The organism is Paracoccus cavernae (assembly GCF_042430175.1).
Taxonomy (GTDB): Bacteria; Pseudomonadota; Alphaproteobacteria; order Rhodobacterales; family Rhodobacteraceae; genus Paracoccus; species Paracoccus cavernae.
The window spans coordinates 140,951-163,037 of the sequence record NZ_JBHMDZ010000006.1 but is presented as its reverse complement, the minus strand read 5'-3'; the positions used below and the strand labels follow the sequence as shown (position 1 = coordinate 163,037).

Genomic DNA, 22,087 nt, shown 5'->3' with positions numbered 1-22,087 from the left:
CGCCAAGCGCTAATTCGCGCGGTTCTACGGCCGCGCTAAAGGGGCAGGGGTCAGTCGCGAATCCCTTTGAAGCGCTCTTGCCATTCCTCGCGCTGCTCGTCGCTGATCTTGGCGAAAAGCACCTCGGGGGTGGTGAAGGCATGGCCTGCATCCAGCGCGGCCAGTGCGGCGGGCACATCCTCGGGCCAGTCGCGGTTGTCGGACTGCATCGCCTCCAGCATCGCATCCGAGGCGAAGGGGATGAAAGGCGCGGAAAGCACCGCATAGAAGCGGATCAGGTTCAGACCCAGACGCACCTGCGCGGCGGCCTTTTCGGGGTCGGTCTTGAAGGTCGACCACGGCGCTGCCGATTGCAGGTATTCGTTGCCCAAGACCCAGATCGCACGCAACTCGGCCGAGGCCTTGCGGATCTCGGTATGGTCCATGAAGCCTTCATAGGCGCGCACGCGTGCGGTCAGATCGGCGATGAGCTTCTCTTCCTCGGGGCCGTATGCGCCGCCTTCGGGCACGACTTCGCCGAATTTCGAGCGGCAGAATTTCGTGATGCGGCTGACGAAATTGCCCAGAACGTCGGCGAGATCCTTGTTCACCGATTGCTGGAAATTGTCCCAGGTGAACTCGCTGTCGCCCGATTCGGGCGCGTGGGACAAAAGCCACCAGCGCCAGTAATCGGCGGGCAGGATCGACAAGGCCTGATCCATAAAGACGCCGCGGCCTTGGCTGGTCGAGAACTGGCCGCCGTCATAGGTCAGGTAGTTGAAGGATTTGATGTAGTCGACCAGCTTCCACGGCTCGTTCGAGCCGATGATCGTCGCGGGGAAGGACAGGGTGTGGAAGGGGACGTTATCCTTGCCCATGAACTGGGTATAGGTCACGTCTTCCGCGCCCTCGTCCAGACGCCACCAGCGGCGCCATTCGCTGTCGGGCTGGCCTTTGGCATCGGTGCCCTCGGCGGTGGCCGCGATATATTCGATCGGCGCGTCGAACCAGACATAGAAGACCTTGCCTTCCATCCCCGGCCAAGGCTGGTCGCCCTTTTTGACCGGAATGCCCCAGTCGAGATCGCGGGTGATGCCGCGATCCTGCAGCCCGTCGCCGTCGTTGAGCCACTTTTTCGCGATCGAGGTCGTCAGGATCGGCCAGTCATCCTTGCTGTCGATCCAGGTCTCGATCTGGTCGCGCATGGCGCGCTGCTTGAGATAAAGGTGCTTGGTCGCGCGCACTTCCAGATTTGTCGAGCCCGAGATCGCCGAGCGCGGATTGATCAGATCGGTCGGGTCAAGCTGCTTGGTGCAGTTTTCGCATTGATCGCCGCGCGCCTTGTCATAGCCGCAGTTGGGGCAGGTGCCCTCGATATAGCGGTCGGGCAGGAAGCGGCCGTCGTCGATCGAATAGACCTGCTTTTCCTCGACTTCGCGGATATGGCCGTTCTCGTCCAGTTTACCCGCGAAATGCTGGGTCAGGACGTGGTTGCGCTCGCTGGAGGAGCGGCCGAAATGGTCGAAGGACAGCCCGAAACGGCGCGCGATGTCGGCCTGGACCTCGTGCATCTCGGCGCAGAAAACCGCGACCGGCTGGCCCGCTTTCTTGGCGGCAAGCTCGGCAGGGGTGCCGTGCTCGTCGGTCGCGCAGATGAACATGACCTCGTGGCCGCGTCCCCGATTGTAGCGGGCATAAAGATCCGCCGGCAGCTGGCTTCCGACCAGATTGCCCAGATGCTTGATGCCGTTGATATAGGGGATCGCCGAGGTGATGAGATGCCGGGCCATTTACGCGTCCTTTGGATAACGCAACGGGTTTATCGCTGCGGCGGTAAAATTGAAAGTGTCTGGAAGGATCAGGGTTGATCGCGGGGCGGATCCTTCTCGCGTTGTGCATTTCTGCACTGACACATGTGCGCCAGAGCCGCCTGAAACGCGGCGCGGCGCGTTGATCCCGCCGGAAAGGTGATTAGCTAGGTAATGGTTTTGTGACGGTTTCGCAAAGTCCGCTTTTCATTGCCAATTATATAAGATCGATTCCTTGAAACGACAGTCCCCCTCCTTTTATCTCGCCTTGTCGACCTCTTTGGTCCTCGTCCTGGTGTTTCGCGACGTCATGGCGCTGATCCCGATCGAGGCGTTTTACCGCGAGGGGCGCAGCATCGAGCTGTCCTCGGCCCTGCTGCTGTTCATGGGGGCGTTTTTGTGGTTCGGGCTGAGGCCGGACGGGGCCGAGCGCAGCAATTGGCACATTCCGGTCATCCTGATCCTGATGGCGCTGCGCGAGCTCGATTTCGACAAAAGCCTGACCGCCGAGGGGATTTTGCAGCTGCGCCTGTATACGGGCGACGCGCCGCTAGGCCACAAGCTGATCGGGGTGGCGGTGATTGCGCTGATTGTGACCTGTGCGGTCCGGTTGATGCGCCATAACGTCAAGCCTTGGTTGCTCGGGTTGCGGCAGGGCCGGCCCACGAGCTGGCTGGTGCTTTTGGCGGGCGGATTTCTGGTCGTCGCCAAGTCGATGGACGGCTTCGACCGCAAACTGGCCGGTTTCGGCCTGAGCTTCGAGCCCGAGCTGGTGCAGGCGCTTGGCCGCAGCGAGGAACTGCTCGAACTGGTCATGTGCATGGCGATCATTCAGGCGGTGGCCTATTACCGCAGGCCCGCGGAGATGATCGCGCAAGCGCAGGCCTGCGCGAAAGCCGCGGCATTTGCGGATGGCCGTCGGGGCCGCGAGCAGGTCTGAGGCCGGCGCGCCGATCCCGCACCTTCCTTTACCGGCATAGAAAAAGGGCCACCCTCGGGCGGCCCTTTTTGATTGCTCCGGACTGTACTCGCGGCTTAGCGGCGACGGTCGCGGCGCGAGCTCATCGGCTGGAAAGCCACGCCGACATGGGCCTCGCAATAGGGTTTTCCCGCCTGGCTCGGCATGCCGCAGAACCAGAATTTGTCGGTTGCGGGATCGCCGATCGGCCATTTGCAGGTCCGCTCGGTCAGCTCCATCAGCGAGAGTTTGCGCGATTTCTTTTCGACTTCGCGCACCGAAGCCAGAGCCTCGGGGCTGATTTCATTGGCCGAGGGCTGCGGCGGCAGCGGCTGGCCGGCCGGAATGATGTTGCGGCGCGGGTTGAAGGCGACGGGAGCGGGCTCGGGCGTTTGCTCGGCGCTGTCGGCTTCTTTGGGCTCCGGCTCGGGGCTGCGGGCCTGAGCGGCGGGGGCCGGTTCGGGCTGGGCTGCCGGTTGCGGGGCAGGTGCTGCTTTGGGCGCTGCCGCTTTGGCGGCGGGCTGCGGCGATGCGGGCGCGGCGGCCGGAGCGGCTGCTGCCGCCGGAGCGGCCTCGGCTGCATCTTCGGTCCGGTTCGACAGGCCGAGACGGTGGACCTTGCCGATCACGGCGTTGCGAGTGACGCCGCCCAGCTCTTTTGCGATCTGGCTGGCCGACTGGCCTTCAGCCCACATCCGTTTCAGCGTTTCGACGCGTTCGTCGGTCCAGGACATGATTTGCCTTTCCATTCGGGGCGTGCCGACCCGAGGTCGATCAAGGTTGCGGCTTCAATTCTTCAAAGCCCGGTTCTAAACGGGATGTATTGAAATACCCGCCCGCCCCCGAAAATTCAAGGAGCGCAGATGCAAGAGAGCTTCAATAACCGCGAATATTCCGAGGAATATTCCGATCGCGGTATCCGGCGCTTCGGTCGGGTCAACTGGATCGGCCTTTACACGCTGTGCCGGCGCGAGACCATGCGCTTCATGTCGGTCTGGCAGCAGACGATTTTCGCGCCGCTGATGACGGCAGCCTTGTTCGTCATCGTCTTCGCTCTGGCGCTCGGGAAGGGGCGCGGCGATGTGATGGGGCTGCCCTATCTGGTCTTTCTCGGGCCGGGGATCCTGATGATGTCGGTGATCCAGAACGCTTTCGCCAATAGCTCGTCCTCGATCATTTCCGCGAAAATGCAGGGCAATATCGTCGATACGCTGATGCCGCCGCTTTCCGCCGGAGAGATCCTGACCGGCTATCTCGTCGGCTCGCTGGTGCGCTCGATCATCGTGTCGCTGGCGATCGGCACCGGCATGGCCTTGGTGATCGGGCAGGGGGTCGCGCATCCGCTCTGGGCGCTGACCTTCGTGGTTCTTGCCGCGCTTTTGATGGGCGGTCTGGGGCTTTTGGGCGGAATCGTCGCGCAGAAATTCGACCAGATGGCGGTGATCTCGAACTTCATCGTGACGCCTTTGTCCTTCCTGTCGGGGACGTTCTACTCGGTGCAGGCCCTGCCGCAGCCCTTCCGCGCGCTTGCCCATTGGAACCCGATTTTCTACCTGATCGACGGCGCGCGTTACGGCTTTGTCGGCGTCAGCGACGCGCCGGTCTGGCGCGGCTTCGCGATCTGCCTGATTTCGGTCGCGGTGGTTTTGTTCGTGGCATGGCGCTGGCTCAAGACCGGCTACCGCATGAAGCCCTGAGGACACGCAGATGCGGCCGAATCCGGAAAAGGTGAAAACTCCGCTTGCACGGCGCGCCGTTCTCGCGCAATTTCCGCGCCATGAGCGCATGGACCATGAACACTCTCCGTCCCCGACGTTGATTTTCAACGATCGATCACGCTTGTCTTCCACAAATTACTGTTTTGCCGTGACCGCGGCTCTTGCCTGCAAAGGATATCGCTATGATTCCGCATGTTCTTCCGACGTATAACCGCGCCGATCTTGCCTTTGAAAAGGGCGAGGGCTCTTGGGCCATCGCGACGGACGGGACGCGATATCTGGATCTGGGCGCGGGGATCGCGGTCAATGTGCTCGGCCATGCCAACCCCGATCTGGTCGCCGCTTTGACCACGCAAGCGCAGAAGATCTGGCATGTCTCGAACCTCTACCACATCCCCGAGCAGGAAAAGCTGGCCGATCTTCTGGTCGAAAAGACCTTTGCCGATACGGTGTTCTTCACCAATTCCGGCACCGAGGCCGCCGAGCTGGCCATCAAGATGGTGCGCAAGTTCTGGGACAGCGAAGGCCAGCCCGAGCGGATCGAGATCCTGACCTTCGAGGGCGCCTTCCACGGCCGCTCGACCGGCGCGATCGCGGCTTCGGGTTCGGAAAAGATGACCAAGGGCTTCGGTCCGCTGATGCCCGGCTTCCGCACGCTGCCCTGGGGCGATATGGCGGCGCTGAAAGCGGCCGTCTCGGACAAGACCGCCGCCATCATGCTGGAGCCCATTCAGGGCGAAGGCGGCATCCGCCCGCTGCCCGATGCCGATCTCAAATTCATCCGCGAGCTTTGCGACGAGACCGGCGCGCTGCTGGTTCTCGACGAGGTGCAATCGGGTATGGGCCGGACCGGCAAGCTCTTCGCGCATGAATATGCGGGGATCGCGCCCGATATCATGATGGTCGCGAAAGGCATCGGCGGCGGCTTCCCGCTGGGTGCGGTTCTGGCAAGCGAGCGCGCCGCGAAAGGCATGGTTGCGGGCACGCATGGCTCGACCTATGGCGGCAACCCGCTTGGCGCGGCCGTCGGCCTGCGCGTCATGGAAATCGTCGCGACCCCCGACTTCCTCGCCGAAGTGAACCGCAAGGCGGGTCTCTTCCGTCAAAAGCTCGAGGCTCTGGTCGCTGCCCATCCCGACGTGCTCGAAGGGGTGCGCGGGCAGGGTCTGATGCTGGGTCTTCGGACCAAGATCGCGCCGGTCGATCTGGTCAAAGCGGGTTACGACCAGCAAATCCTGACGGTGCCGGCCGCCGACAACACCCTGCGGCTGCTGCCGCCCCTCAATATCTCGGACGAGGATATTGCCGAGGCGGTCGCCCGTCTCGATCGTGCCGCGGCGAGCTGCCATGCCTGAATGCGGCCTCAGCCCCGCACCGCTTGCCGCTCTGCCCCTTGGGGCGGGCGGCTCGCGGGCGGCTGAAGCCATGCGCCGCGCCTTGCCGCGCGGCCTGCAACTGCGGGACGGCGTGACGCGCCTCCCGCCCAAATCCCGACTTTCCGTCATCCGCCCGCGCCGCAATGCCTGCGTCGCCGCCATGGGGTTCTGTGTGGCGCAAGATGCCGCCGCCGCCGCGATTCTGACGCGCCTCCGATGAAGCGCGCGCAGCAGATCGCGCTTTTTGCGTTCCCCCCTCTTGACCTGCCCCCCGCATCCCTGATTGGCTCGCGGGGTTAAGCCGAAAGTTTCAAAAGCATGAACAGTTTCCTCGACATCCACACCACCGGTAAGGCCGATCTGCGGGCCATGATCGATAGCGCGCGCCGGATGAAGGATGCCCGCAACGGCCGCCCAAAAGGTGCGCCCGACGACGATCTGCCGCTGAAGAACCGCATGGTGGCGCTGATCTTCGAAAAGCCCTCGACCCGGACGCGTGTGAGCTTCGATGTCGGCGTGCGCCAGCTTGGCGGCCAGACCATGATCCTCTCGGGGGCCGATCTGCAGCTGGGCCATGGCGAGACGATCGCCGATACCGCCCGCGTGCTCTCGCGTTTCGTCGACATGATCATGATCCGCACCTTCGAGGAAGCGACGCTTCAGGAAATGGCCGAACATGCCAGCGTGCCGGTGATCAACGGGCTGACCAACCGCACCCATCCCTGCCAGATCATGGCCGACATCCTCACCTACGAGGAGCATCGCGGTTCGATCGCGGGCAAGAAAGTGGTCTGGTCGGGCGACGGCAACAATGTCTGCGCCAGCCTCATGCAGGCGGCGGGCCAGTTCGGCTTCGATTTCACCTTCACCGGCCCGCCGACGCTTGACCCCGAGCAGGTCTGGGTCGACTTCGCCCGCGGCCAAGGCGTCAAGGTCGAGATCGAGCGTGACCCCGTCAAGGCGGTCGAAGGCGCCGATCTGGTCGTGACCGATACCTGGGTTTCGATGCATGATCCGCAATCGGCCAAAGAGCGTCGCCACAACCAGCTGCGCGCCTATCAGGTCAACGAGGCCCTGATGGTCCATGCCAAACCCGATGCCCTGTTCATGCATTGCCTGCCCGCCCATCGCGACGAAGAGGTCACGAGCGCGGTCATGGACGGCCCGAATTCGGTTGTCTTCGACGAGGCCGAGAACCGCCTCCATGCCCAGAAAGCCGTGATGCGCTGGTGCCTTGGCGTCTGATCGGGACTGATGACGGATCGAAACTGGCGGCATCGGCCGCCTTTTTCATGCGCGCTTGGCCAGCCAAACGGTCGCGCCGCCGCAAGCCGGATCCTCGGCGCGGTGGTCCAGAACGACGAAGCCGTGCGCGGACAAAAGCGCGCGGTATTCTTCGGGATCAAGGCTCGCGTGATAAAGTGCCTCGCCCTGAAAGCGGCCGATCGCCTCGCCCCCGGCCGGCCCGCTGGTAAAGATCAGGGCCGCGCGCGGGGCGGCAAGGCGGGCGAAGGTCCCGAACATCCCGCGTTGGTCATCGGGGGGCAGGTGGAAAAAACTGTGCCAGGCGATGATGCCGTCGAAGGGCCCATGCAAGGCGGGCACACGCATGTCGCCGACCCGCCATTCCTGCGCAGGAAACCGCGCCCGCGCCGATGCGACTATGGCAGGCGCGGCATCGAGGCCGGTAATCCTGTGCCCCCGCACGATCATTTCGGCAGCAACCGGCAGGCCGGAGCCGCAACCGAGATCAAGGATCCGCGCCGCGCCTTCCACCGGCAGCGCCGCGCGGAAAGCGTCGAGCCAAGGCCGTTCGAACAGGCTGGTGTCGCGCAGCTCGTGCCAGACAGCGGCATGTTCGTGATAAAGCCGCGCGATCTGTTGCGCGGCCGGATGGACCGAAGGCTTGCCCGTCCCGCTCACCCGCCACGCCTGACGGCGGCGGCAATCATCCGCGGCACTTCGGGCGCAAGCCCCAAGGGCGGCAGGACGCGCCCCGCGAAACCCGCCGCTTCCATGGCTTGGGGCAAATCCTCGGTGACATGTCCGGCCTCGGTCGCGAAAAAGGGCAGGCAGATCGCGCGCGTCCCAAGCCCCCGCGCTTGATCGGCCAGTAACGGCGCCTCCTCGATAAAGCCGCAGCGGATGCTGCCGAGATGGGCCGCAAGCTTTTGCGCCAGATCACAAGCCGCTTGCGAGGGCGCGCGCGAACGCCCCGATCCATGCGCCGCGATCAGGACCGCAACCTCGGAGAGGGGCCAACCCTCGGAACCGGCACAGGCCGCTAGCTGCTCGCGCGCCAGTGCCGGCAGGCCGGGATCGGCCCCAAAGGGCGGCAAAACCACGAGACCGCGCGCCCCAAGGAGCCCGAGCCTGCGCGGCAGTTCGACCCGCGTGAACCAACCGCCCGCCATGAACAGCGGATAGACCAAGGCCTCGTCGCGGATGCCCCGCGCCAAGGCCCCCTCGGCGGCAAGCGTCGCGCCGCAGACCTCATGCGCGGGCAAAAGCGCGCTGACACGGGCGGCCATCGCCTCGATCGCGGCCTGCTGGGGGGCGGGATCGCCCGGTTGGCCATGGGCCACAATCAGAACCGGCCGCGCCATCCGCTCAGCCCCGATCTTTCATGCCCAAATATCCCCGCCGGAGGCAAAGAGCGCGGCTCATTCGCGAAAGGCTGCGGCGAAGGGCTCGGGGATGTCGAAGTCGCGCAGCGCCCGTTCCCGAGCCGTCGCGGACATTTTGCGCGCGGTTTTGGCGACGATCCGCTCCATTTCCTCGGGCGAGCGGGTGCCCGCGAAGGGGCCCATATACCAGCGGATGAAGGTGAAACAGGCGACGTCCTCGAGCGCCTGCACGTCGTCGTCGCGCTTGATCCCCTGTTTGGTCAGCATTTTCTCGGCATGGGCGACCTCTTCGGCGCTGTAACCCGCCGCCTGCATGATCGCGGCCACGCGGTCGGCGTGACGACGGCCCTGTTCGGTGCGCCAGGCAAGATAGCCCGCGCGATCCATCGGGAAATCGGCGCGCGGCAGGGTCCAGCGCTCGATATGCTGGCCGCGACAGGCGATGCGCAAGGGCTCGGAGGCCGCGGGATACAAAAGCTCCTGCTCGGCGCTCATGCGCTGGCCGTAAAGCAGGGCGTCGGGCGCGCCTTCGGAGGTCGTGGGGTCGGCGGCATTGGCCTGATCGATTGCATCGAAAGCTGTCTGAAGGCGGGACATGCAAGGGCTCCTCTTTTGCGCCATCTTGCCCCAGACGGTCCCCGCGTCAATCGCATTGCCCTGCCGCGAGGCGCAGGCTAGCGTCGCGCCATGATGGCTTGGTCGGAATTCCTGCTGGCAGGCGCGGCCTTTCTGGGTGCCCATATCCTGCCGATGCGCTTTCGCGGTGCACTGGTCGCGCGCTTGGGGCGCGGGGCCTATCTCGTGCTTTACAGCCTGCTGTCGCTTGGCCTGCTGTACTGGCTGGTCACGGCTGCGGGCCGCGCGCCCTTCGTGCCGCTTTGGGCGCAAACGGGGTCGATGCGCTGGCTCGTCAATCTGGCGATGCCTTTGGCGCTTTTTCTCGGGGCGACCGGCGGCCTTTCGGGCGTGCTATGCGGCTTTGCACTTTGGGCCACCGCCCACCTCGTCGCGAACGGAGATCTCGCGCATTTGCTGCTTTTCGGCCTGCTTCTGGCCTATGCGCTCGGTGGTCTGGTGCGGGCGGGTCTGCCGCGCAAACTGGCGCCAACGCCGCGCCGCCTCGTGATCTGGCTGGTGCTTTGGGGCGGGCTCTATGCGCTGCATGCACCGTTGATCGGGGTCTCGCCACTGCCCTGAAGGGCTCAGCTGTGAAAGCCCTCGGGGATGGTGTCGCGGCCCTCGAGGACGAGATCGGCGACCATCCGCGCCACGGCCGGCGCCATGCCGAAGCCGATCTTGAAGCCGCCGTTGGCCACGAAATGCCCCTCGCGTCCGGGCCAGGGTCCGATCAGCGGTGCGCGGGATTTGGCGCGGGGGCGGATGCCTGCCCAACGATCGACGACCGGCGCAGAGGCAAGGGCGGGGCAGATCGCCACGGCCTTGTCGCACAAGGCATCAAGCTGGGCATCGGTTTCCAAAGACGCGACCTCGCGTTCCGAGGTCGAGCCGATCCCGACGGACCCGTCGACATGCGGCACGATATGGAGCGCATCGGCAAAGACCTGCGGCGCATCGGGGGCGGCAAAAGCCAAAAGCGCCGACTGGCCCTTGACGCCATTGCCGCCGAAAGCCGCGAGCCCTGCCGCGCCGGTGGCCCACACCACGGGCTGTTCGGATGCGGCACCGTCAAGCGCGGTGCCCGTCACGATCTCGCCGCCTTTGGCGGTGACCGCCGCGGCCAGCGCGGCCAGCGCGAGCCTTGGGTGCAGCCGCGCGGTCAGATTGTCGTAAAGCCACAGCCCGTCTGGGCTTTCGGGGACCAGAGCCGCGCCGGATTCGCGCAAGATCTCCATCCGCGCCCAAGCGGGCCAATGCTTGCCCGCGCCCGCGATGCGCTCGGCGATGCGGGGCAGGCTGGCGGCGGCGACCGGCTGGAGCCGTCCCGTGCGGCCATAGCCCGATGCCCGTCCGCCGGCATCCTCGATCTCGTGCCACCAGCTTTCGGCGCCGACCAGCGCCTCCAGCTGGACCTGTTTCTTTTCGTTCCAGTTCTCGGGGGCATGGGGCGCAAGCGCGCCGACCGTGCCCCCGCTGGAGCCCGCGCCGATCCGTTCGGCCTCGACGACCCTGACCGCGCCGCCGCGCCGCAAGATCTCCCATGCGCAGGAGAGGCCGAAAATGCCCGCTCCGGCCAACGTCACGATCTTGGCTCTTGTCATTTCCCCGTCTCCGCCGCATCTGCCGAGTAAAGCGGAGTAAACCCAATGAGCGACGGCGACCAGAGAGGTCTGTCATGGAAGGACGGGATCATCCCCGTTTCAAACCAGTTCGACGACCCCTATTTCAGCTTGAACGGCGGTCTCGACGAGACGCGCCATGTCTTTCTCGCCGGAAACGATCTGCCGGCGCGGCTGGTCGAAGGCTTCCATCTCGCCGAGCTGGGTTTCGGCACCGGCCTCAACCTGATTGCCTTGGCCGAGATCGCGACCGTGCCGGTGCGCTTCACCTCGTTCGAGGGCTTCCCGATGACGCGCGAGGAATTGGCGCGCGCCCATCAGGCCTTCACGGGGATCGGGGCATTGTCGCAAGAACTCTGCGCCGCATGGCCTGCGGTGGAGTTCCAACTCGGCCATGTCCACGCCCGCGTGATCATCGGCGATGTCCGCGAGACCCTTCCGGCTTGGGACGAGAAGGCCGATGCCTGGTTTCTTGACGGCTTCTCTCCGGCCAAAAATCCCGAGATGTGGGGCGAGGAGCTGATGTTCGAGGTCGGGCACCATACCGCCCCGAATGGCACATTCGCGACTTATACCGCGGCTGGCCATGTGCGGCGTGCGCTGCAGTCGGCGGGATTCGCGGTCGAGCGCGCAGCAGGCTTTGCCGGCAAGCGCCATATGTCGCGCGGCATCAAGGCCGCTTGAGCGCTGGCGGAGCAGGCAGCCGGGGGCGGGCTTAACGGCGCACCGTCGGCACGCGGCTTTGCTGGTAGTCGATCGGGGCATGGGGCGGGCGGCCGCGGTTCTCGCGCCAAAAGGCCGTGCCGCCGAGGCGCAGGAACAGCGGGAAGGCCAGCACCAGACCGGCGACAAAGCCGCCGTTATGCGCCCAATAGGCGACGCCGTCCCCGCCCGTGGCGAGCACACCCATCACCAGCTGAAGCCCGAGCCAGACCGTCAGCATGACCCATGCCGGAATGGTGAAGATGCGGATGAAGACGATGATCAGCGCGAGAACATCGACGCGCGCTTTGGGGAACAGCAGCAGATAGCCCCCCATCACCCCCGCGATCGCCCCCGAGGCCCCGACCATCGGCACATCCGACCACGGATCGACCGCGATCTGCGCTGCGGCCGCAACCAGCCCGCAGGCGAGATAGAAGAGCAGGAAGGGCAGGTGCCCCATCTGGTCCTCGAGATTATCCCCGAAAATCCACAAAAACAGCATATTGCCCGCGATATGCATGATGCCCGCATGCAGGAACATATGCGTAATGAGGCCCCACAGATACGAGCCCTGCATGATCGCGATCGGGTAAAGCGCCCATTCGACCCAAAGCCCCACCATCCCGCCCGCCCAAGGCTCGGTCAGCAGGAAGATCACGATATTGGCAAACACCAGCGTTCGGGTGACATAGGGCGTCGTGAGGGAGGGGTTGTGGTCGCGGATGGGGAACATGGGGGCCTCTCTCGGAATGCGGTCAACCTGCCCGAGGCGGCGGGACGGCGCAAGTCGTCTATCAGACATAAGGGGTATGGGCGGGAACCCCGCAAGCGGGGCCTCGCGTTTGGGCAGTGGCGCGGGAAAACGTGGGGAGGCAAGTGCTGCATCCGCTTGTTGGCGGACGCTCCTGTCCTGCGGAGCTGCCCTGTTCCCGCGCCCCATTTTGTCGAGGAGTTTTTATCATGGTTACTTTGAGTGATGCCCGCCGCGTGATTGCCGCAGCCGAAGCCAAGGCCGCAGAGATCGGCCAACCCTGCAATATCGCGGTGGTCGACGAGGGCGGAAATCTTGTCAGCCACATCCGCATGGACGGCGCTTGGCTGGGCAGTATCGACATCTCGATCAACAAGGCCTTCACGGCGCGGGCCTTCGACATCACGACCAAGGATCTGGGCGACAACAGCCAGCCCGGCCAGCAGTTCTACGGCATCCACAACTCGAACGACGGCCGCATCATGATCTTTGCTGGCGGTATTCCCTTGCGCCAGAAGGGCCGCGTGGTGGGGGCGGTCGGGGTCAGCGGCGGCTCGGGCGAGCAGGATCAAAGCGTGGCCGAGGCCGGTGCCGCGGCCTTTTGATCCCCGCAGCGCGCAAAAGAAAACGTCACCCGAAAGGCCTCGGGTGACGTCGAAAAGGCAAGGTTCGGGCCGGTAAGGCCGCGAGCGCTCCGGCCTAGCCCGCGAGGGCCTTGGAGCCCATGTTGAGGAATTTCTGACGGCGATCCTTGATCAGCTCGGCAGGTTTCATCTCGGCCATTTCCGCCAGCATCGCGGTGATTTCGCGGCCGACGGCAGCAATCGCATCTGCGGGGGCGCGCTGTGCGCCACCCACCGGCTCGGAAATGATGCGGTCGATCACGCCCAGCTTTTTGAGGTCCTGTGCAGTCAGACGAAGGGCCTCGGCGGCCTCTTTCATCTTGTTGGAATCCTTCCACAGGATCGAGGCGCAGCCCTCGGGCGAGATCACCGAATAGATCGAATGCTCCAGCATCGCGACGCGGTTTGCCGCGGCAAAGGCCACAGCCCCGCCCGAGCCGCCTTCACCGATGACGACGGTCACCAAAGGTACGCCGATCTGGAGGCATTTTTCCGTCGAACGCGCAATCGCCTCGGACTGGCCGCGCTCTTCCGCGCCCTTGCCCGGATAGGCGCCGGCGGTATCGACCAGCGTGATGACGGGCAGGCGGAACCGGTCGGCCAGATCCATGAGGCGCACGGCTTTGCGGTAGCCTTCGGGGCGGGCCATGCCGAAATTGCGGAAGATCCGCGACTTGGTGTCATTGCCCTTTTCGTGGCCGATCACGACGCAGGGCGCATCGTTGAAACGCGCCAGACCGCCCAGAACCGCGTGATCCTCGCCAAAGGCGCGGTCGCCTGCGAGGGGCGTATATTCGTTGAAGAGCTGCGCGATGTAATCCGAGCAATGGGGGCGGTCCGGGTGACGCGCCACCAGCGTTTTGCGCCAGGGATCGAGATTCTTGTAAAGGTCCCGCAACATATCGCCGGCCTTCTTGTCCAAGGCGGCTGCTTCTTTTTCCAGATCAACGCCTTCGCCTTTGCGGGCCAGGCTGCGAAGCTCCTCGGCCTTGCCTTCGATATCGGCGAGGGGTTTTTCGAAATCCAGATAGGTCATATGCGCTCCGCGCTCTCGGTCAGTCAGGGGTCTATATGAGGCTCGGGGCCGCTGATTGCAACTTTCCTGTGCTACCAGCGGCTCAGGGCGGCCTCGTCGGTGTCCTTGGCATCGACCCATTCGCCGGGGCCGTCGGCGGTGATTTCGCGCTTCCAGAACGGGGCGCGCGATTTCAGCCAGTCCATCAGATACATGGCGCCGTCGAAAGCATCGGCGCGGTGGCGCGCGGCGCAGGCCACCATCATGATCGTCTCGCCGACGGCGAGGGTGCCGTAGCGGTGGATGATGCGCCAGTCGCTCAGCCCGAAACGGGCGGCGGCTTCCTCGCCGAAGCGGGTCAACGCCTTTTCGGTCATGCCGGGGTAGTGTTCGAGTTCGAGCGCGGTCAGCCGGCCGTCCTCGCTGCGCACGAGGCCCTGAAAAGTCACGACCGCACCGGCATCCGCGCCGAAGCCCGCCAGTTCTGCGGCAAGATCGAAGCTTTCGGTCTGAACGCGCGCCGACATCTCAGCCGCCCGTCATCGGGGGAAAGAAGGCAACCTCGCGCACGCCCGCGATCGGGCTGTCGAGATCGGAAAGCTCCTGATCCAGCGCCACGCGTACCGCCGAGAGATCGGCCAGAGCGGCGGCATGCCAGTCGTCCATCGCGCGCAACTGCTCGATCAGGTCGCGGATGGTGGCGGCCTGCGTCTCGATCCGTTCGCGCGGTACGCCGATCCGTTCGCGGATCCAGGCGAAGTAGAGGAGATCAAGCTGCATCGCGGTCACGCAGATAGGGCATGGCCTTGATGAAGTAATCCGCGCCGGTGATCGCCGTCAGAACGGCTGCGATCCAGATCAGCACAAGTCCGGCCTGCGTGGCGAGATCCGACCAATTGTCCGACCAGGGCAGCGAGGCTTCGCCAACCAGCGGCGGATGGCCGGTTTCGTAATAGTTGAGGCCGGTACCCAGAAAGAGGACCGAGATCGCAACCATCTGGAAGGTCGTCTTCCATTTGGCGATCTTGGTGACCTTGAGCTTGCTGGCATTGGCGCCCAGAAATTCGCGCAGCCCCGAGACAAAAACCTCGCGGAAGAGAATCACGGTTGCGGGCAGGATGAGCCAGGGGTTCATGCCGGAATAGCCGGTGATGACCACCAGCGCGATCACCACCATCGCCTTGTCGGCAATCGGGTCCATCGCGGCGCCGAAGCGGCTTTCCTGCTTCCAGGCGCGTGCGAGATAGCCGTCGAACCAATCGGTCACGGCGGCGATCAGAAACAGCGCGAGCGCTGCGAAATCCGCAAAGGGCCGGCTGAAGCAGAAAAACATCAGCGGCACGAGCGGCGCTGCGATCAGACGCAGCAGGGTCAGGGTATTGGGCAAGGTCCAGCGCATGGCGTAAAGCTAGTCCGATTGGCGGGCGGGGGAAAGGGGGCCCGCACCGCTCATGGCGCGGCTGTGAAGGGACGGGCGGAATTGGCGCGTCCTGCCGCCGGATGCGCCTGTTGCTGTGCCGGCTCCTGAGCCGGTTTTGGAAGGCGCAGGGATCATCGCCTTGCCCAGATGGGCCTCGGCGCGCAGGACGACCATCGCGGCGGCACGGGCATCCTCGCCCGCGTCATGGTGATCGAAGGACAGATCGAGCACCTGTTTGAGATTGCCCAGACCGTGACCGCCATTGCCTTTCAGCTCGGGCCAGGCGCGGCGCGCGATGGTGACGCTGTCGGTCCAGTCGAGCGCGGGCGCGGCAAGGCCGTGATGGGCGCAGGCCGCCAGAATGGCGCGGCGGTCGAAGCTGCTGTGCTGGACCAGCGGATGGCGCGCCAGAAGCGGCAGGATCGCGGGGAAAAGCTGCCCGAAAAGCGGTGCGCCGCGCACGGTCGCGGCTTTGATCCCGTGGATGCGGGTATTGAAGCTGCTGAAGGGCATTTCGGGGTCGAGATAGCTCGAAAGCGTCACGATCGAGGCGTCGAAGCGCACGCAGGCCAGTCCGATCTGGCAGATGCTGGCCGAATCGCTGCACGAGGTCTCGACGTCGAGCGCGATGAAACGGAAGGTCTCCTCGGGCAGGGCGGCGGTCAGGGGCAGGCTCGCGGAGCGGCCTGAGGATGGGCCTGCGAACAGGTCGGGGAATTGCGCCATCTCAGTCTCCGTTGAAATGGTCATGGATCTTCTGCGCCAGCGATTCGCTGATGCCGTCGACGGCCATGAGATCGGGCAGACCCGCGCGGCTCACCGCTTTGGCGCTGCCGAAATGCGCCAGTAGCGCGCGTTTGCGCGAGGCGCCGACGCCCGCGATTTCGTCCAGAGGATTGGCCATTGTCGATTTGGCGCGTTTGGCACGATGGGTACCGATGGCCCAACGATGGGCCTCGTCGCGCATGCGCTGGACGAAGTAGAGCACCGGATCGTTCATCGCGAGCGCAAAGGGCCGCTCGCCGAAACGGTGGAATTCCTCTTTGCCGTGATCGCGGTCGACGCCTTTGGCGACGCCGACCATCGGCACATCCTCGACCCCCAATTCGGCGAGGATCTCGTGCACCGCAGAGACCTGACCCGCACCGCCGTCGATCAGCAGAAGGTCGGGCCATGCCTCGCTCTGACGGTCGGGATCTTCCTTGAGCAGACGGGCAAAGCGCCGCGTCAGAACCTCTTTCATCATGCCGAAATCGTCGCCTGGCGTGATCTCGGTGCCTTTGATGTTGAACTTGCGGTACTGGCTCTTCATCCAGCCGTCCGGCCCCGCCACGACCATGCCGCCGACCGCATTGGTGCCCTGAATATGGCTGTTGTCGTAGATCTCGATCCGGCGCGGCGGGCCGGGCAGATCGAACTTCTCGGCCAGACCTTCGAGCAGGCGCAGTTGCGTCGCGCTTTCCGACATCCGCCGCGCAAGGGATTCGCGCGCGTTGCGCAGGGCATTCTCGACCAGCTCGGCCTTTTCGCCACGCAGGGGTACGCCGATGACGACGCGGCGACCGGCCTTTTCGGTCAGGATCTGGGACATGAGGTCGGGGTCCTCGATCCCGTGGCTAAGCAGGATCATGCGCGGAGGCACTTTGCCGTCGTAGAACTGTGCGAGAAAAGCCTGCATCACCTCGTCGGCGGATTCGACGCCGTTCAGCTTGGGATAGAAATCGCGGTTGCCCCAGGATTGGTTGCCGCGGATGAAGAAGACCTGAACGCAGGCCTGACCGCCATCCATGTATAGCGCGATCACATCCGCCTCGGAGACCCCGCGCGGGTTGATCGCCTGCACCGATTGCACCGTGGTCAGCGCCTTGATGCGGTCGCGCAGGGCCGCCGCGCGCTCGTACTCCATCGCCTCCGACGCGAGGTTCATCTCGGTCGCGAGATCGGCCTGGATGCGGGTCGATTTTCCCTGAAGGAAGCGCTCGGCATCCGAGACCAGCCCTTGGTAATCCTCGAGCCCGATCCGCCCGACGCAGGGGCCCGAGCAGCGCTTGATCTGGAACAGCAGGCACGGCCGCGTGCGCGACTGGAAGGTCGCATCGGTGCACGAGCGCAGCTGGAACACCCGCTGCAGCTGGTTGAGCGTGCGGTTCACCGCGCCCGCGCTGGCGAAGGGGCCGTAATAGTCGCCCTTTTCCGATTTCGCGCCGCGATGCTTCTTGATCTGCGCGAAGGGGTGGGATTTCGCGACAAGGATATTGGGAAAGCTTTTGTCGTCGCGCAGCAGAACGTTGTAGCGCGGCTTGAGCTGCTTGATGAGGTTTTGTTCGAGAAGCAGCGCCTCGGTTTCGGTGCGCGTCGTCAGGAACATCATCGAGGCGGTCTCGCTGATCATCCGCGCGATCCGCGCCGAATGGCCGGTCAGACGGGCATAATTCGAGACCCGCATTTTGAGATTGCGGGCTTTTCCGACATAAAGAATCGCACCCTGATGATCGAGCATCCGGTAGACGCCGGGCGAAGAGTCCAGCGTTTTCAAATAGTCATAGATCAACTCATGGCCGGTTTTGGCCGGCGCTGGCGAGGGGGGCAAATTGGTCATTTCGCGTTAAAGGTGATTCTCATCGGGGCTGCCTGTTCCGGACCATAAGATCAACCTGAATCCTATCCACGGTTTCTGTGGATAAGTTGGTGGAGAATCTGTTGGCTTCGGCTCGATTCATAGGATTCATGGGACTTCTCGCGATTTGCTTAAAATTTAGGCATTAAAATAAGCTATTGAAAACGATAGATATTTTATCTGCCTCTCCCAGTCTGCTGAATCCAAATAAAAAACAGTGAATGTTGTGTTAAGGCCTCAGCGCCAGTGTACAACTTGCCGCAGGGGTAAAGCGTCCGCGGCAAGGCGCACCTATTCCACGCCAAGGATATCGGGGGTTTTCCAGCCCAGATGCTGGCCGCCATCGACGCAAATCAGCTGCCCCGTGACCGCGCGCGCATCCAGAAGATAGCCCACCGCCGCGACGATGTCGGAGGCATCCGCGCCGCGCTCGAGGATGGTGGCGGCGCGCTGGCGGGCGAAATGCTCGGCCGATTGGCGCGTGCCCTGAACCGTCGGGCCGGGGCCGATCGCATTGACGCGGATCGCCGGGGCCAAAGCCTGCGCCGCGGTCTTGGTCAGGGCCCACAGACCGGCTTTGGCAAGCGAATAGGTCATGAACTCCGGCGTCGGCTTGAGCACGCGCTGATCGACCATATTGATGATCAACCCCTGCGCCAACGGCTCGCCCTCCTCGAACGCGGCTTCGGGGGCCTGGGCGGCGAAAGCCTGCGTCAGGATGAAGGGCGCGCGCAGGTTGGAGCCCATATGGCGGTCCCAATTGCGGCGCGTCGCGCTGTGGATGTTGTCGTATTCGAAGACCGAGGCATTGTTGACCAGAACCGAGACCTGCCCCAGCGCGGCATTCACCGCAGGCATCAGCGCCTCGCATTGGTCGAGATCGATCAGATCGGCCTGAAAGATCTTGGCCCGCACGCCAAGGGCACGGGCCTCGGCGGCGGTTGCCTCGGCCTCGTCGCGCGCGCCGTTGAAATGGATCGCGACATCATGGCCGCGCCCTGCAAGATAAAGCGCGATCGCCTTGCCAAGCCGTTTTCCGGCGCCCGTCACCAATGCCGTCATATCGTCCTCTTGCTGTCAGCGGGGCCAGCGCAGGCCCAGAATTTTGGCGATCGCGCGCCGCACGCCCGGTCCCGCGATCAGTGCCATCGCAACCATGATCAGCAGGAAGGTCAAAACAATCTTGAGCATCAGCCGCCGATCCCGAATTGCGTGGTCAGGGTGCGCCGCTCGGCCGCCTCGATGAAATCATCGGCCGAAAGGCCGAAACGGCGCAGCATCGACACTTTTTGGCCGTAGTTCAGGAAACGGACGTCCTTGCCGTAAAGCGCCTGCATTCTGGGGATCAGATGGCCGATCCCGTCGGCCAGCCCCAGATCGACCGCCTGCTGGCCGACCCAGATCTCTCCGGTGAAGAGATCGCGCCCTTCGGGCAGCTTGCTGCCGCGACGCTTGCGGATCTGGGCCTTGAAGGCCTCGTGGATCGGCTCGAGCAACTGGTTGACGCGCGCGACATCCTCGGGGGTTTCGGGACGGAAGGGATCCATCATCGACTTGGAGCGGCCGGCGGTATGGACGCGGCGCTCGATCCCGTAGCGCCCGATCAGTTCGGAAAAACCGAAGCCGGCCGAGATCACCCCGATCGAACCCAGAACCGAGCTTTCATCGGCCCAGATCTCGTCGGCGGCGCTGGCAAGCCAATAGCCGCCCGAGGCCGCCATATCCTCGACGAAAGCATAGACCGGAACCTTGGTTTCCTCGGAGAGGCGGCGGATGCGCGCGCCGATCAGGCTCGACTGCACCGGAGAGCCGCCGGGCGAATTGATCGCAAGCGCCACGGCAAGCGGTTTGCGGCGGCGGAAGGCGCGTTCGAGGACGGGGCCGATACCCGCATCCGAGAGCGAGGGGCCGCCGCGCGAGCCCATGCCGATCGTGCCCTGAAGGCGGACGATGGCGATGGCGGGTTTTTTCTTGGAAAGAAACGGAATCTTCATGGTTCAAGACATAGGATTGCCGGAGGCGGGGAACAAGTCGCAGGGCCGCTCAGTCGCCCCGCAATCATGATTGCGCCTGCAGGAAGGCCATGACCTCGCCGCGCTCGGGCATGGCATCGCCCGCGCCTTTGCGCGTGACCTGAACCGCGGCGGCCGCAGCTGCATGGCGCAGTGCGGTCGGGTAATCTTCGCCGCGGTCAAGCCCTGCGGCGAACCAGCCGGCGAAGCAATCGCCCGCGCCGGTGGTATCCACCGCCACGACCTTGAAGGCGCTTTGGCGGTAGGTCTTGCCCGCGCGCAGATCGCGGTACTCGGCACCCTCGGCGCCATGGGTGATCAGCAGGCCCTCGACCGGAAGATCCTCGCCCAGTTTCTCGAAGAGATCGCGCGCCTCGATCGTATTGAGCGCGATGATCGAGACCTGTGCGATCACCGCCTCGAGCGCCTCGATCGAAAAGGGGGCGGCGGAATAGATGACCTTCGCGCCCGCCTCGTGCGCGCGGCGCGCGGCCTCGTATTGCAGGGCGGTTTCGTTCTGCATCAGCAAGATGTCGTCGGAAGTGATGGTCGAAAGCGTGCGGTCGAGCTGGCTTCGCTCGATCGCGTGGTTCGCGCCGCCATGCAGGATGATCGAATTCTCGCCATCCTCGTCGACGAGGATGATGGCATGGCCGGTCGGCACCTCCGCCATCCGCGCGATCCCGGAGGTATCGACGCCCGCGCCGCGCAGCCGCTCGATCACCCAGTCGTCGCCTTGCGACATCGCGCCGAGATGGACCGTCCTGCTGCCGGCACGGGCTGCCGCGACCGATTGGTTCGCGCCCTTGCCGCCGAGCCCGAGCCCGTAGTTGCGCGAGGCCAGCGTCTCTCCGGCGCGGGGCAGGTGATCGAGGCGATAGATGTGGTCGATATTGATCGAGCCGAGATTGTAAATCGTCATGTCAGGTCCCTGCCTTTTGTCCGGCGTCGCTATCTGGCTTGCACTGGTCTGATTTGTCCAGTTGCCGAAATGCGGAACGCGCCCCGGAGGGCGCGTTCCAATCAGTCGTCGCGTATTGCGTTACTGTTGCTTTTCGTCGCGGTGCTTGACCGACCACCACAGGCGCTTGTTGGTCAGGTAAAGCAGGACCGTCAGCACGAGCAGCATCAGGACCGAGACGAAACCGACCTGTTTGCGGTCCATGAGCTTGGGCTCTGCGGTCCACATCAGGAAGGCGGCAACGTCCTGTGCCATCTGGTCGACAGTCGCTTCGGTGCCGTCTTCATAGGTCACGGAACCTTCGCTCAGCGGCGAGGGCATCGCGATCCAATTCCCCGCGAAAGCCGAGTTGTGATAGAAGGTGCTGCCGGCCTCATCCTTGGTCTCGCCGTTATAGCCGGTGAGAACCGCATGGATGTATTCCGGTCCGCCGATGCCGTTGAACAGCTGCGACAGGCCGGTGCCGTAGGGGCCGTGGAAGCCCGCGCGTGCCTTGGCCATCAGCGACAGGTCCGGACCCATGCCGTCGGCGTGGGGCACGGTCGGGAAGTGGTCGGTCGGGATGCGCGGACGCTCCTCGCCGGTTTCCGCATCGATGATGGTCAGGTTGGCGGCATAGGCGCGCACCTGGTCTTCGGGCAGGCCGAGACCGTTGGCGTCATGCAGCGTGCGCAGCGGCACATAGGTCAGACCGTGGCAGGCCGAGCAGACCTCGGTGTAGACCTGAAGACCGCGCTGCAGCTGGTGCTGGTCGAAGGTGCCGAACGGACCTTCGAAGCTGAAAGCGATGTCTTCGATATGGGCGGCTTCGTGCGAAGCGGCGGGTGCCTCTTCTGCCGCTGCCGCTGCAGGTGCCTCGGCTGCAGCTTCGGCCGGAGCCTCTGCTGCGGGCTCTGCCGGTGCTGCTTCAGCGGGTGCTGCCTCAGCCGGTGCTGCTTCAGCGGGTGCTGCCTCAGCCGGAGCCGGCTCGGCGGGTGCTGCTTCGGCCGGAGTCGCCTCGGCGGGTGCCTCGGCTGCGGGGGCTTCCGCTTCGGCAGGGGCTGCCTCTGCCGGAGCTTCTGCCGCAGGCTCTGCTGCTTCTGCCGGTGCGGTCGTGGCCGGAGCCTCGACAGCGGGAGCCTCTGCAGCAGGTGCCTCTGCAGCCGGTGCCTCTGCCGGAGCTTCCGGAGCGGCAGCCTCAGGCGCCGCGGCTTCGGCCGGAGCCTCTGCCGGTGCTTCAGTTGCTTGCGCAGCGGGTGCAGCTTCGGCCGGAGCCGCCTCTGCCGGGGCTTCGGTGGTTG

The 22,087-nt window shown here is 64.6% G+C and carries 24 protein-coding genes and 1 pseudogene; 8 read left to right on the top strand and 17 right to left on the bottom strand.

Features of this window, described 5'->3' with window-relative positions; genetic code table 11:
• Nucleotides 1-50: 50 nt before the first annotated feature.
• Nucleotides 51-1,769, bottom strand: a complete 1,719-nt coding sequence (gene metG, locus ACFFUC_RS07675) for a methionine--tRNA ligase (RefSeq protein WP_377685040.1) — start codon at nt 1,767-1,769, stop codon at nt 51-53.
• A 253-nt stretch (nt 1,770-2,022) separates the two neighbouring features.
• Between metG and ACFFUC_RS07670 the strand changes: the two genes are divergently transcribed.
• A complete protein-coding gene (locus ACFFUC_RS07670; protein ID WP_377685038.1) occupies nt 2,023-2,727 on the top strand; it encodes a hypothetical protein in 705 nt (234 codons plus the stop codon).
• A 95-nt stretch (nt 2,728-2,822) separates the two neighbouring features.
• On the opposite strand, the gene ACFFUC_RS07665 is transcribed toward ACFFUC_RS07670, so the two are convergent.
• Nucleotides 2,823-3,479 carry a GcrA family cell cycle regulator gene (locus tag ACFFUC_RS07665; RefSeq protein ID WP_377685036.1) on the bottom strand — a complete coding sequence of 219 codons (657 nt, stop codon included), beginning with the start codon at nt 3,477-3,479 and terminating at the stop codon, nt 2,823-2,825.
• Between the two features lie 129 nt (nt 3,480-3,608).
• On the opposite strand from ACFFUC_RS07665, the gene ACFFUC_RS07660 reads away from it, so the two are divergent.
• From ACFFUC_RS07660 to argF, 4 genes are all read left to right on the top strand, one after another.
• Complete coding sequence (locus tag ACFFUC_RS07660) at nt 3,609-4,442, top strand: ABC transporter permease (RefSeq protein ID WP_377685034.1); 834 nt, start codon at nt 3,609-3,611, stop codon at nt 4,440-4,442.
• A 203-nt stretch (nt 4,443-4,645) separates the two neighbouring features.
• The gene (locus ACFFUC_RS07655) at nt 4,646-5,818 is read left to right on the top strand and encodes an aspartate aminotransferase family protein (protein WP_377685033.1); all 1,173 of its coding nucleotides are present in this window, start codon (nt 4,646-4,648) and stop codon (nt 5,816-5,818) included.
• Nucleotides 5,811-6,059 (top strand): hypothetical protein, encoded by a 249-nt coding sequence (locus ACFFUC_RS07650; protein ID WP_377685031.1) that lies wholly within the window; start codon nt 5,811-5,813, stop codon nt 6,057-6,059. Before ACFFUC_RS07655 ends, ACFFUC_RS07650 begins: the two co-directional genes overlap by 8 nt.
• Before the next feature lie 98 nt (nt 6,060-6,157).
• Nucleotides 6,158-7,084: an ornithine carbamoyltransferase gene (gene argF, locus ACFFUC_RS07645; protein WP_377685029.1), complete on the top strand. Its 927-nt coding sequence runs from the start codon at nt 6,158-6,160 to the stop codon at nt 7,082-7,084.
• A gap of 45 nt (nt 7,085-7,129) precedes the next feature.
• On the opposite strand, the gene ACFFUC_RS07640 is transcribed toward argF, so the two are convergent.
• Genes ACFFUC_RS07640 through ACFFUC_RS07630 form a run of 3 tightly spaced genes read right to left on the bottom strand, consistent with a single transcriptional unit; the run spans nt 7,130 to nt 9,063 of the window.
• Nucleotides 7,130-7,762, bottom strand: coding sequence for a class I SAM-dependent DNA methyltransferase (locus ACFFUC_RS07640; protein ID WP_377685027.1), 633 nt, complete (start codon nt 7,760-7,762; stop codon nt 7,130-7,132).
• A complete protein-coding gene (locus tag ACFFUC_RS07635; protein WP_377685026.1) occupies nt 7,759-8,445 on the bottom strand; it encodes a sirohydrochlorin chelatase in 687 nt (228 codons plus the stop codon). Before ACFFUC_RS07635 ends, ACFFUC_RS07640 begins: the two co-directional genes overlap by 4 nt.
• A gap of 57 nt (nt 8,446-8,502) precedes the next feature.
• Complete coding sequence (locus tag ACFFUC_RS07630; protein WP_377685024.1) at nt 8,503-9,063, bottom strand: DUF4202 domain-containing protein; 561 nt, start codon at nt 9,061-9,063, stop codon at nt 8,503-8,505.
• 90 nt (nt 9,064-9,153) lie between these two features.
• On the opposite strand from ACFFUC_RS07630, the gene ACFFUC_RS07625 reads away from it, so the two are divergent.
• Nucleotides 9,154-9,663 carry an NnrU family protein gene (locus ACFFUC_RS07625; RefSeq protein WP_377685022.1) on the top strand — a complete coding sequence of 170 codons (510 nt, stop codon included), beginning with the start codon at nt 9,154-9,156 and terminating at the stop codon, nt 9,661-9,663.
• A gap of 5 nt (nt 9,664-9,668) precedes the next feature.
• Here the strand turns inward: ACFFUC_RS07625 and ACFFUC_RS07620 are convergent, their stop codons facing one another.
• The gene (locus ACFFUC_RS07620; RefSeq protein ID WP_377685020.1) at nt 9,669-10,685 is read right to left on the bottom strand and encodes an NAD(P)/FAD-dependent oxidoreductase; all 1,017 of its coding nucleotides are present in this window, start codon (nt 10,683-10,685) and stop codon (nt 9,669-9,671) included.
• A 45-nt stretch (nt 10,686-10,730) separates the two neighbouring features.
• Between ACFFUC_RS07620 and mnmC2 the strand changes: the two genes are divergently transcribed.
• A complete protein-coding gene (gene mnmC2, locus ACFFUC_RS07615) occupies nt 10,731-11,387 on the top strand; it encodes a tRNA (5-methylaminomethyl-2-thiouridine)(34)-methyltransferase MnmC2 (RefSeq protein ID WP_377685018.1) in 657 nt (218 codons plus the stop codon).
• A 31-nt stretch (nt 11,388-11,418) separates the two neighbouring features.
• On the opposite strand, the gene ACFFUC_RS07610 is transcribed toward mnmC2, so the two are convergent.
• Nucleotides 11,419-12,141: a rhomboid family intramembrane serine protease gene (locus ACFFUC_RS07610; protein WP_377685016.1), complete on the bottom strand. Its 723-nt coding sequence runs from the start codon at nt 12,139-12,141 to the stop codon at nt 11,419-11,421.
• Nucleotides 12,142-12,368: 227 nt separating this feature from the next.
• Here ACFFUC_RS07610 and ACFFUC_RS07605 point away from each other — a divergent pair, with 227 nt between their 5' ends.
• Nucleotides 12,369-12,764 carry a GlcG/HbpS family heme-binding protein gene (locus tag ACFFUC_RS07605; protein WP_377685014.1) on the top strand — a complete coding sequence of 132 codons (396 nt, stop codon included), beginning with the start codon at nt 12,369-12,371 and terminating at the stop codon, nt 12,762-12,764.
• 94 nt (nt 12,765-12,858) lie between these two features.
• Here ACFFUC_RS07605 and ACFFUC_RS07600 read toward each other — a convergent pair whose 3' ends face one another.
• From ACFFUC_RS07600 to ACFFUC_RS07555, 10 genes and pseudogenes are all read right to left on the bottom strand, one after another.
• Complete coding sequence (locus ACFFUC_RS07600) at nt 12,859-13,818, bottom strand: acetyl-CoA carboxylase carboxyltransferase subunit alpha (protein WP_377685012.1); 960 nt, start codon at nt 13,816-13,818, stop codon at nt 12,859-12,861.
• Nucleotides 13,819-13,889: 71 nt separating this feature from the next.
• Complete coding sequence (locus ACFFUC_RS07595; protein ID WP_377685011.1) at nt 13,890-14,324, bottom strand: molybdenum cofactor biosynthesis protein MoaE; 435 nt, start codon at nt 14,322-14,324, stop codon at nt 13,890-13,892.
• A gap of 1 nt (nt 14,325) precedes the next feature.
• Entirely contained in the window at nt 14,326-14,577 is a 252-nt protein-coding gene (gene moaD, locus ACFFUC_RS07590; protein WP_377685009.1) for a molybdopterin converting factor subunit 1, read from the bottom strand.
• The gene (gene pgsA / locus ACFFUC_RS07585; protein ID WP_377685007.1) at nt 14,567-15,196 is read right to left on the bottom strand and encodes a CDP-diacylglycerol--glycerol-3-phosphate 3-phosphatidyltransferase; all 630 of its coding nucleotides are present in this window, start codon (nt 15,194-15,196) and stop codon (nt 14,567-14,569) included. Before pgsA ends, moaD begins: the two co-directional genes overlap by 11 nt.
• Before the next feature lie 9 nt (nt 15,197-15,205).
• Entirely contained in the window at nt 15,206-15,943 is a 738-nt protein-coding gene (locus ACFFUC_RS07580) for a 3'-5' exonuclease (protein WP_377685005.1), read from the bottom strand.
• Nucleotide 15,944: 1 nt separating this feature from the next.
• On the bottom strand, nt 15,945-17,816 hold the full coding sequence (uvrC, locus tag ACFFUC_RS07575) for an excinuclease ABC subunit UvrC (RefSeq protein WP_377685003.1): 1,872 nt from the start codon (nt 17,814-17,816) through the stop codon (nt 15,945-15,947).
• A 309-nt stretch (nt 17,817-18,125) separates the two neighbouring features.
• The gene (locus tag ACFFUC_RS07570) at nt 18,126-18,896 is read right to left on the bottom strand and encodes an SDR family oxidoreductase (protein WP_377685001.1); all 771 of its coding nucleotides are present in this window, start codon (nt 18,894-18,896) and stop codon (nt 18,126-18,128) included.
• Nucleotides 18,897-19,024: 128 nt separating this feature from the next.
• Nucleotides 19,025-19,828, bottom strand: coding sequence for a S49 family peptidase (locus tag ACFFUC_RS07565; RefSeq protein ID WP_377685000.1), 804 nt, complete (start codon nt 19,826-19,828; stop codon nt 19,025-19,027).
• A 64-nt stretch (nt 19,829-19,892) separates the two neighbouring features.
• Entirely contained in the window at nt 19,893-20,768 is an 876-nt protein-coding gene (locus ACFFUC_RS07560; protein ID WP_377684999.1) for a ribokinase, read from the bottom strand.
• Nucleotides 20,769-20,888: 120 nt separating this feature from the next.
• Nucleotides 20,889-21,656 (bottom strand): annotated as a pseudogene (locus ACFFUC_RS07555) (cytochrome c1); the annotation flags it as partial.
• Between the last annotated feature and the right edge of the window lie 431 nt (nt 21,657-22,087).

Excerpts from the sequence above, each read along its gene's own strand:
- metG (WP_377685040.1), bottom strand. The coding sequence starts at position 1,769 with ATGGCCCGGCATCTCATCACCTCGGCGATCCCCTATATCAACGGCATC.
- ACFFUC_RS07665 (WP_377685036.1), bottom strand. The coding sequence starts at position 3,479 with ATGTCCTGGACCGACGAACGCGTCGAAACGCTGAAACGGATGTGGGCT.
- ACFFUC_RS07660 (WP_377685034.1), top strand. The coding sequence starts at position 3,609 with ATGCAAGAGAGCTTCAATAACCGCGAATATTCCGAGGAATATTCCGAT.
- ACFFUC_RS07655 (WP_377685033.1), top strand. The coding sequence starts at position 4,646 with ATGATTCCGCATGTTCTTCCGACGTATAACCGCGCCGATCTTGCCTTT.
- ACFFUC_RS07650 (WP_377685031.1), top strand. The coding sequence starts at position 5,811 with ATGCCTGAATGCGGCCTCAGCCCCGCACCGCTTGCCGCTCTGCCCCTT.
- argF (WP_377685029.1), top strand. The coding sequence starts at position 6,158 with ATGAACAGTTTCCTCGACATCCACACCACCGGTAAGGCCGATCTGCGG.
- ACFFUC_RS07635 (WP_377685026.1), bottom strand. The coding sequence starts at position 8,445 with ATGGCGCGGCCGGTTCTGATTGTGGCCCATGGCCAACCGGGCGATCCC.
- ACFFUC_RS07630 (WP_377685024.1), bottom strand. The coding sequence starts at position 9,063 with ATGTCCCGCCTTCAGACAGCTTTCGATGCAATCGATCAGGCCAATGCC.
- ACFFUC_RS07625 (WP_377685022.1), top strand. The coding sequence starts at position 9,154 with ATGATGGCTTGGTCGGAATTCCTGCTGGCAGGCGCGGCCTTTCTGGGT.
- ACFFUC_RS07620 (WP_377685020.1), bottom strand. The coding sequence starts at position 10,685 with ATGACAAGAGCCAAGATCGTGACGTTGGCCGGAGCGGGCATTTTCGGC.
- mnmC2 (WP_377685018.1), top strand. The coding sequence starts at position 10,731 with ATGAGCGACGGCGACCAGAGAGGTCTGTCATGGAAGGACGGGATCATC.
- ACFFUC_RS07610 (WP_377685016.1), bottom strand. The coding sequence starts at position 12,141 with ATGTTCCCCATCCGCGACCACAACCCCTCCCTCACGACGCCCTATGTC.
- ACFFUC_RS07605 (WP_377685014.1), top strand. The coding sequence starts at position 12,369 with ATGGTTACTTTGAGTGATGCCCGCCGCGTGATTGCCGCAGCCGAAGCC.
- ACFFUC_RS07600 (WP_377685012.1), bottom strand. The coding sequence starts at position 13,818 with ATGACCTATCTGGATTTCGAAAAACCCCTCGCCGATATCGAAGGCAAG.
- ACFFUC_RS07595 (WP_377685011.1), bottom strand. The coding sequence starts at position 14,324 with ATGTCGGCGCGCGTTCAGACCGAAAGCTTCGATCTTGCCGCAGAACTG.
- moaD (WP_377685009.1), bottom strand. The coding sequence starts at position 14,577 with ATGCAGCTTGATCTCCTCTACTTCGCCTGGATCCGCGAACGGATCGGC.
- pgsA (WP_377685007.1), bottom strand. The coding sequence starts at position 15,196 with ATGCGCTGGACCTTGCCCAATACCCTGACCCTGCTGCGTCTGATCGCA.
- ACFFUC_RS07580 (WP_377685005.1), bottom strand. The coding sequence starts at position 15,943 with ATGGCGCAATTCCCCGACCTGTTCGCAGGCCCATCCTCAGGCCGCTCC.
- uvrC (WP_377685003.1), bottom strand. The coding sequence starts at position 17,816 with ATGACCAATTTGCCCCCCTCGCCAGCGCCGGCCAAAACCGGCCATGAG.
- ACFFUC_RS07570 (WP_377685001.1), bottom strand. The coding sequence starts at position 18,896 with ATGACGGCATTGGTGACGGGCGCCGGAAAACGGCTTGGCAAGGCGATC.
- ACFFUC_RS07565 (WP_377685000.1), bottom strand. The coding sequence starts at position 19,828 with ATGAAGATTCCGTTTCTTTCCAAGAAAAAACCCGCCATCGCCATCGTC.
- ACFFUC_RS07560 (WP_377684999.1), bottom strand. The coding sequence starts at position 20,768 with ATGACGATTTACAATCTCGGCTCGATCAATATCGACCACATCTATCGC.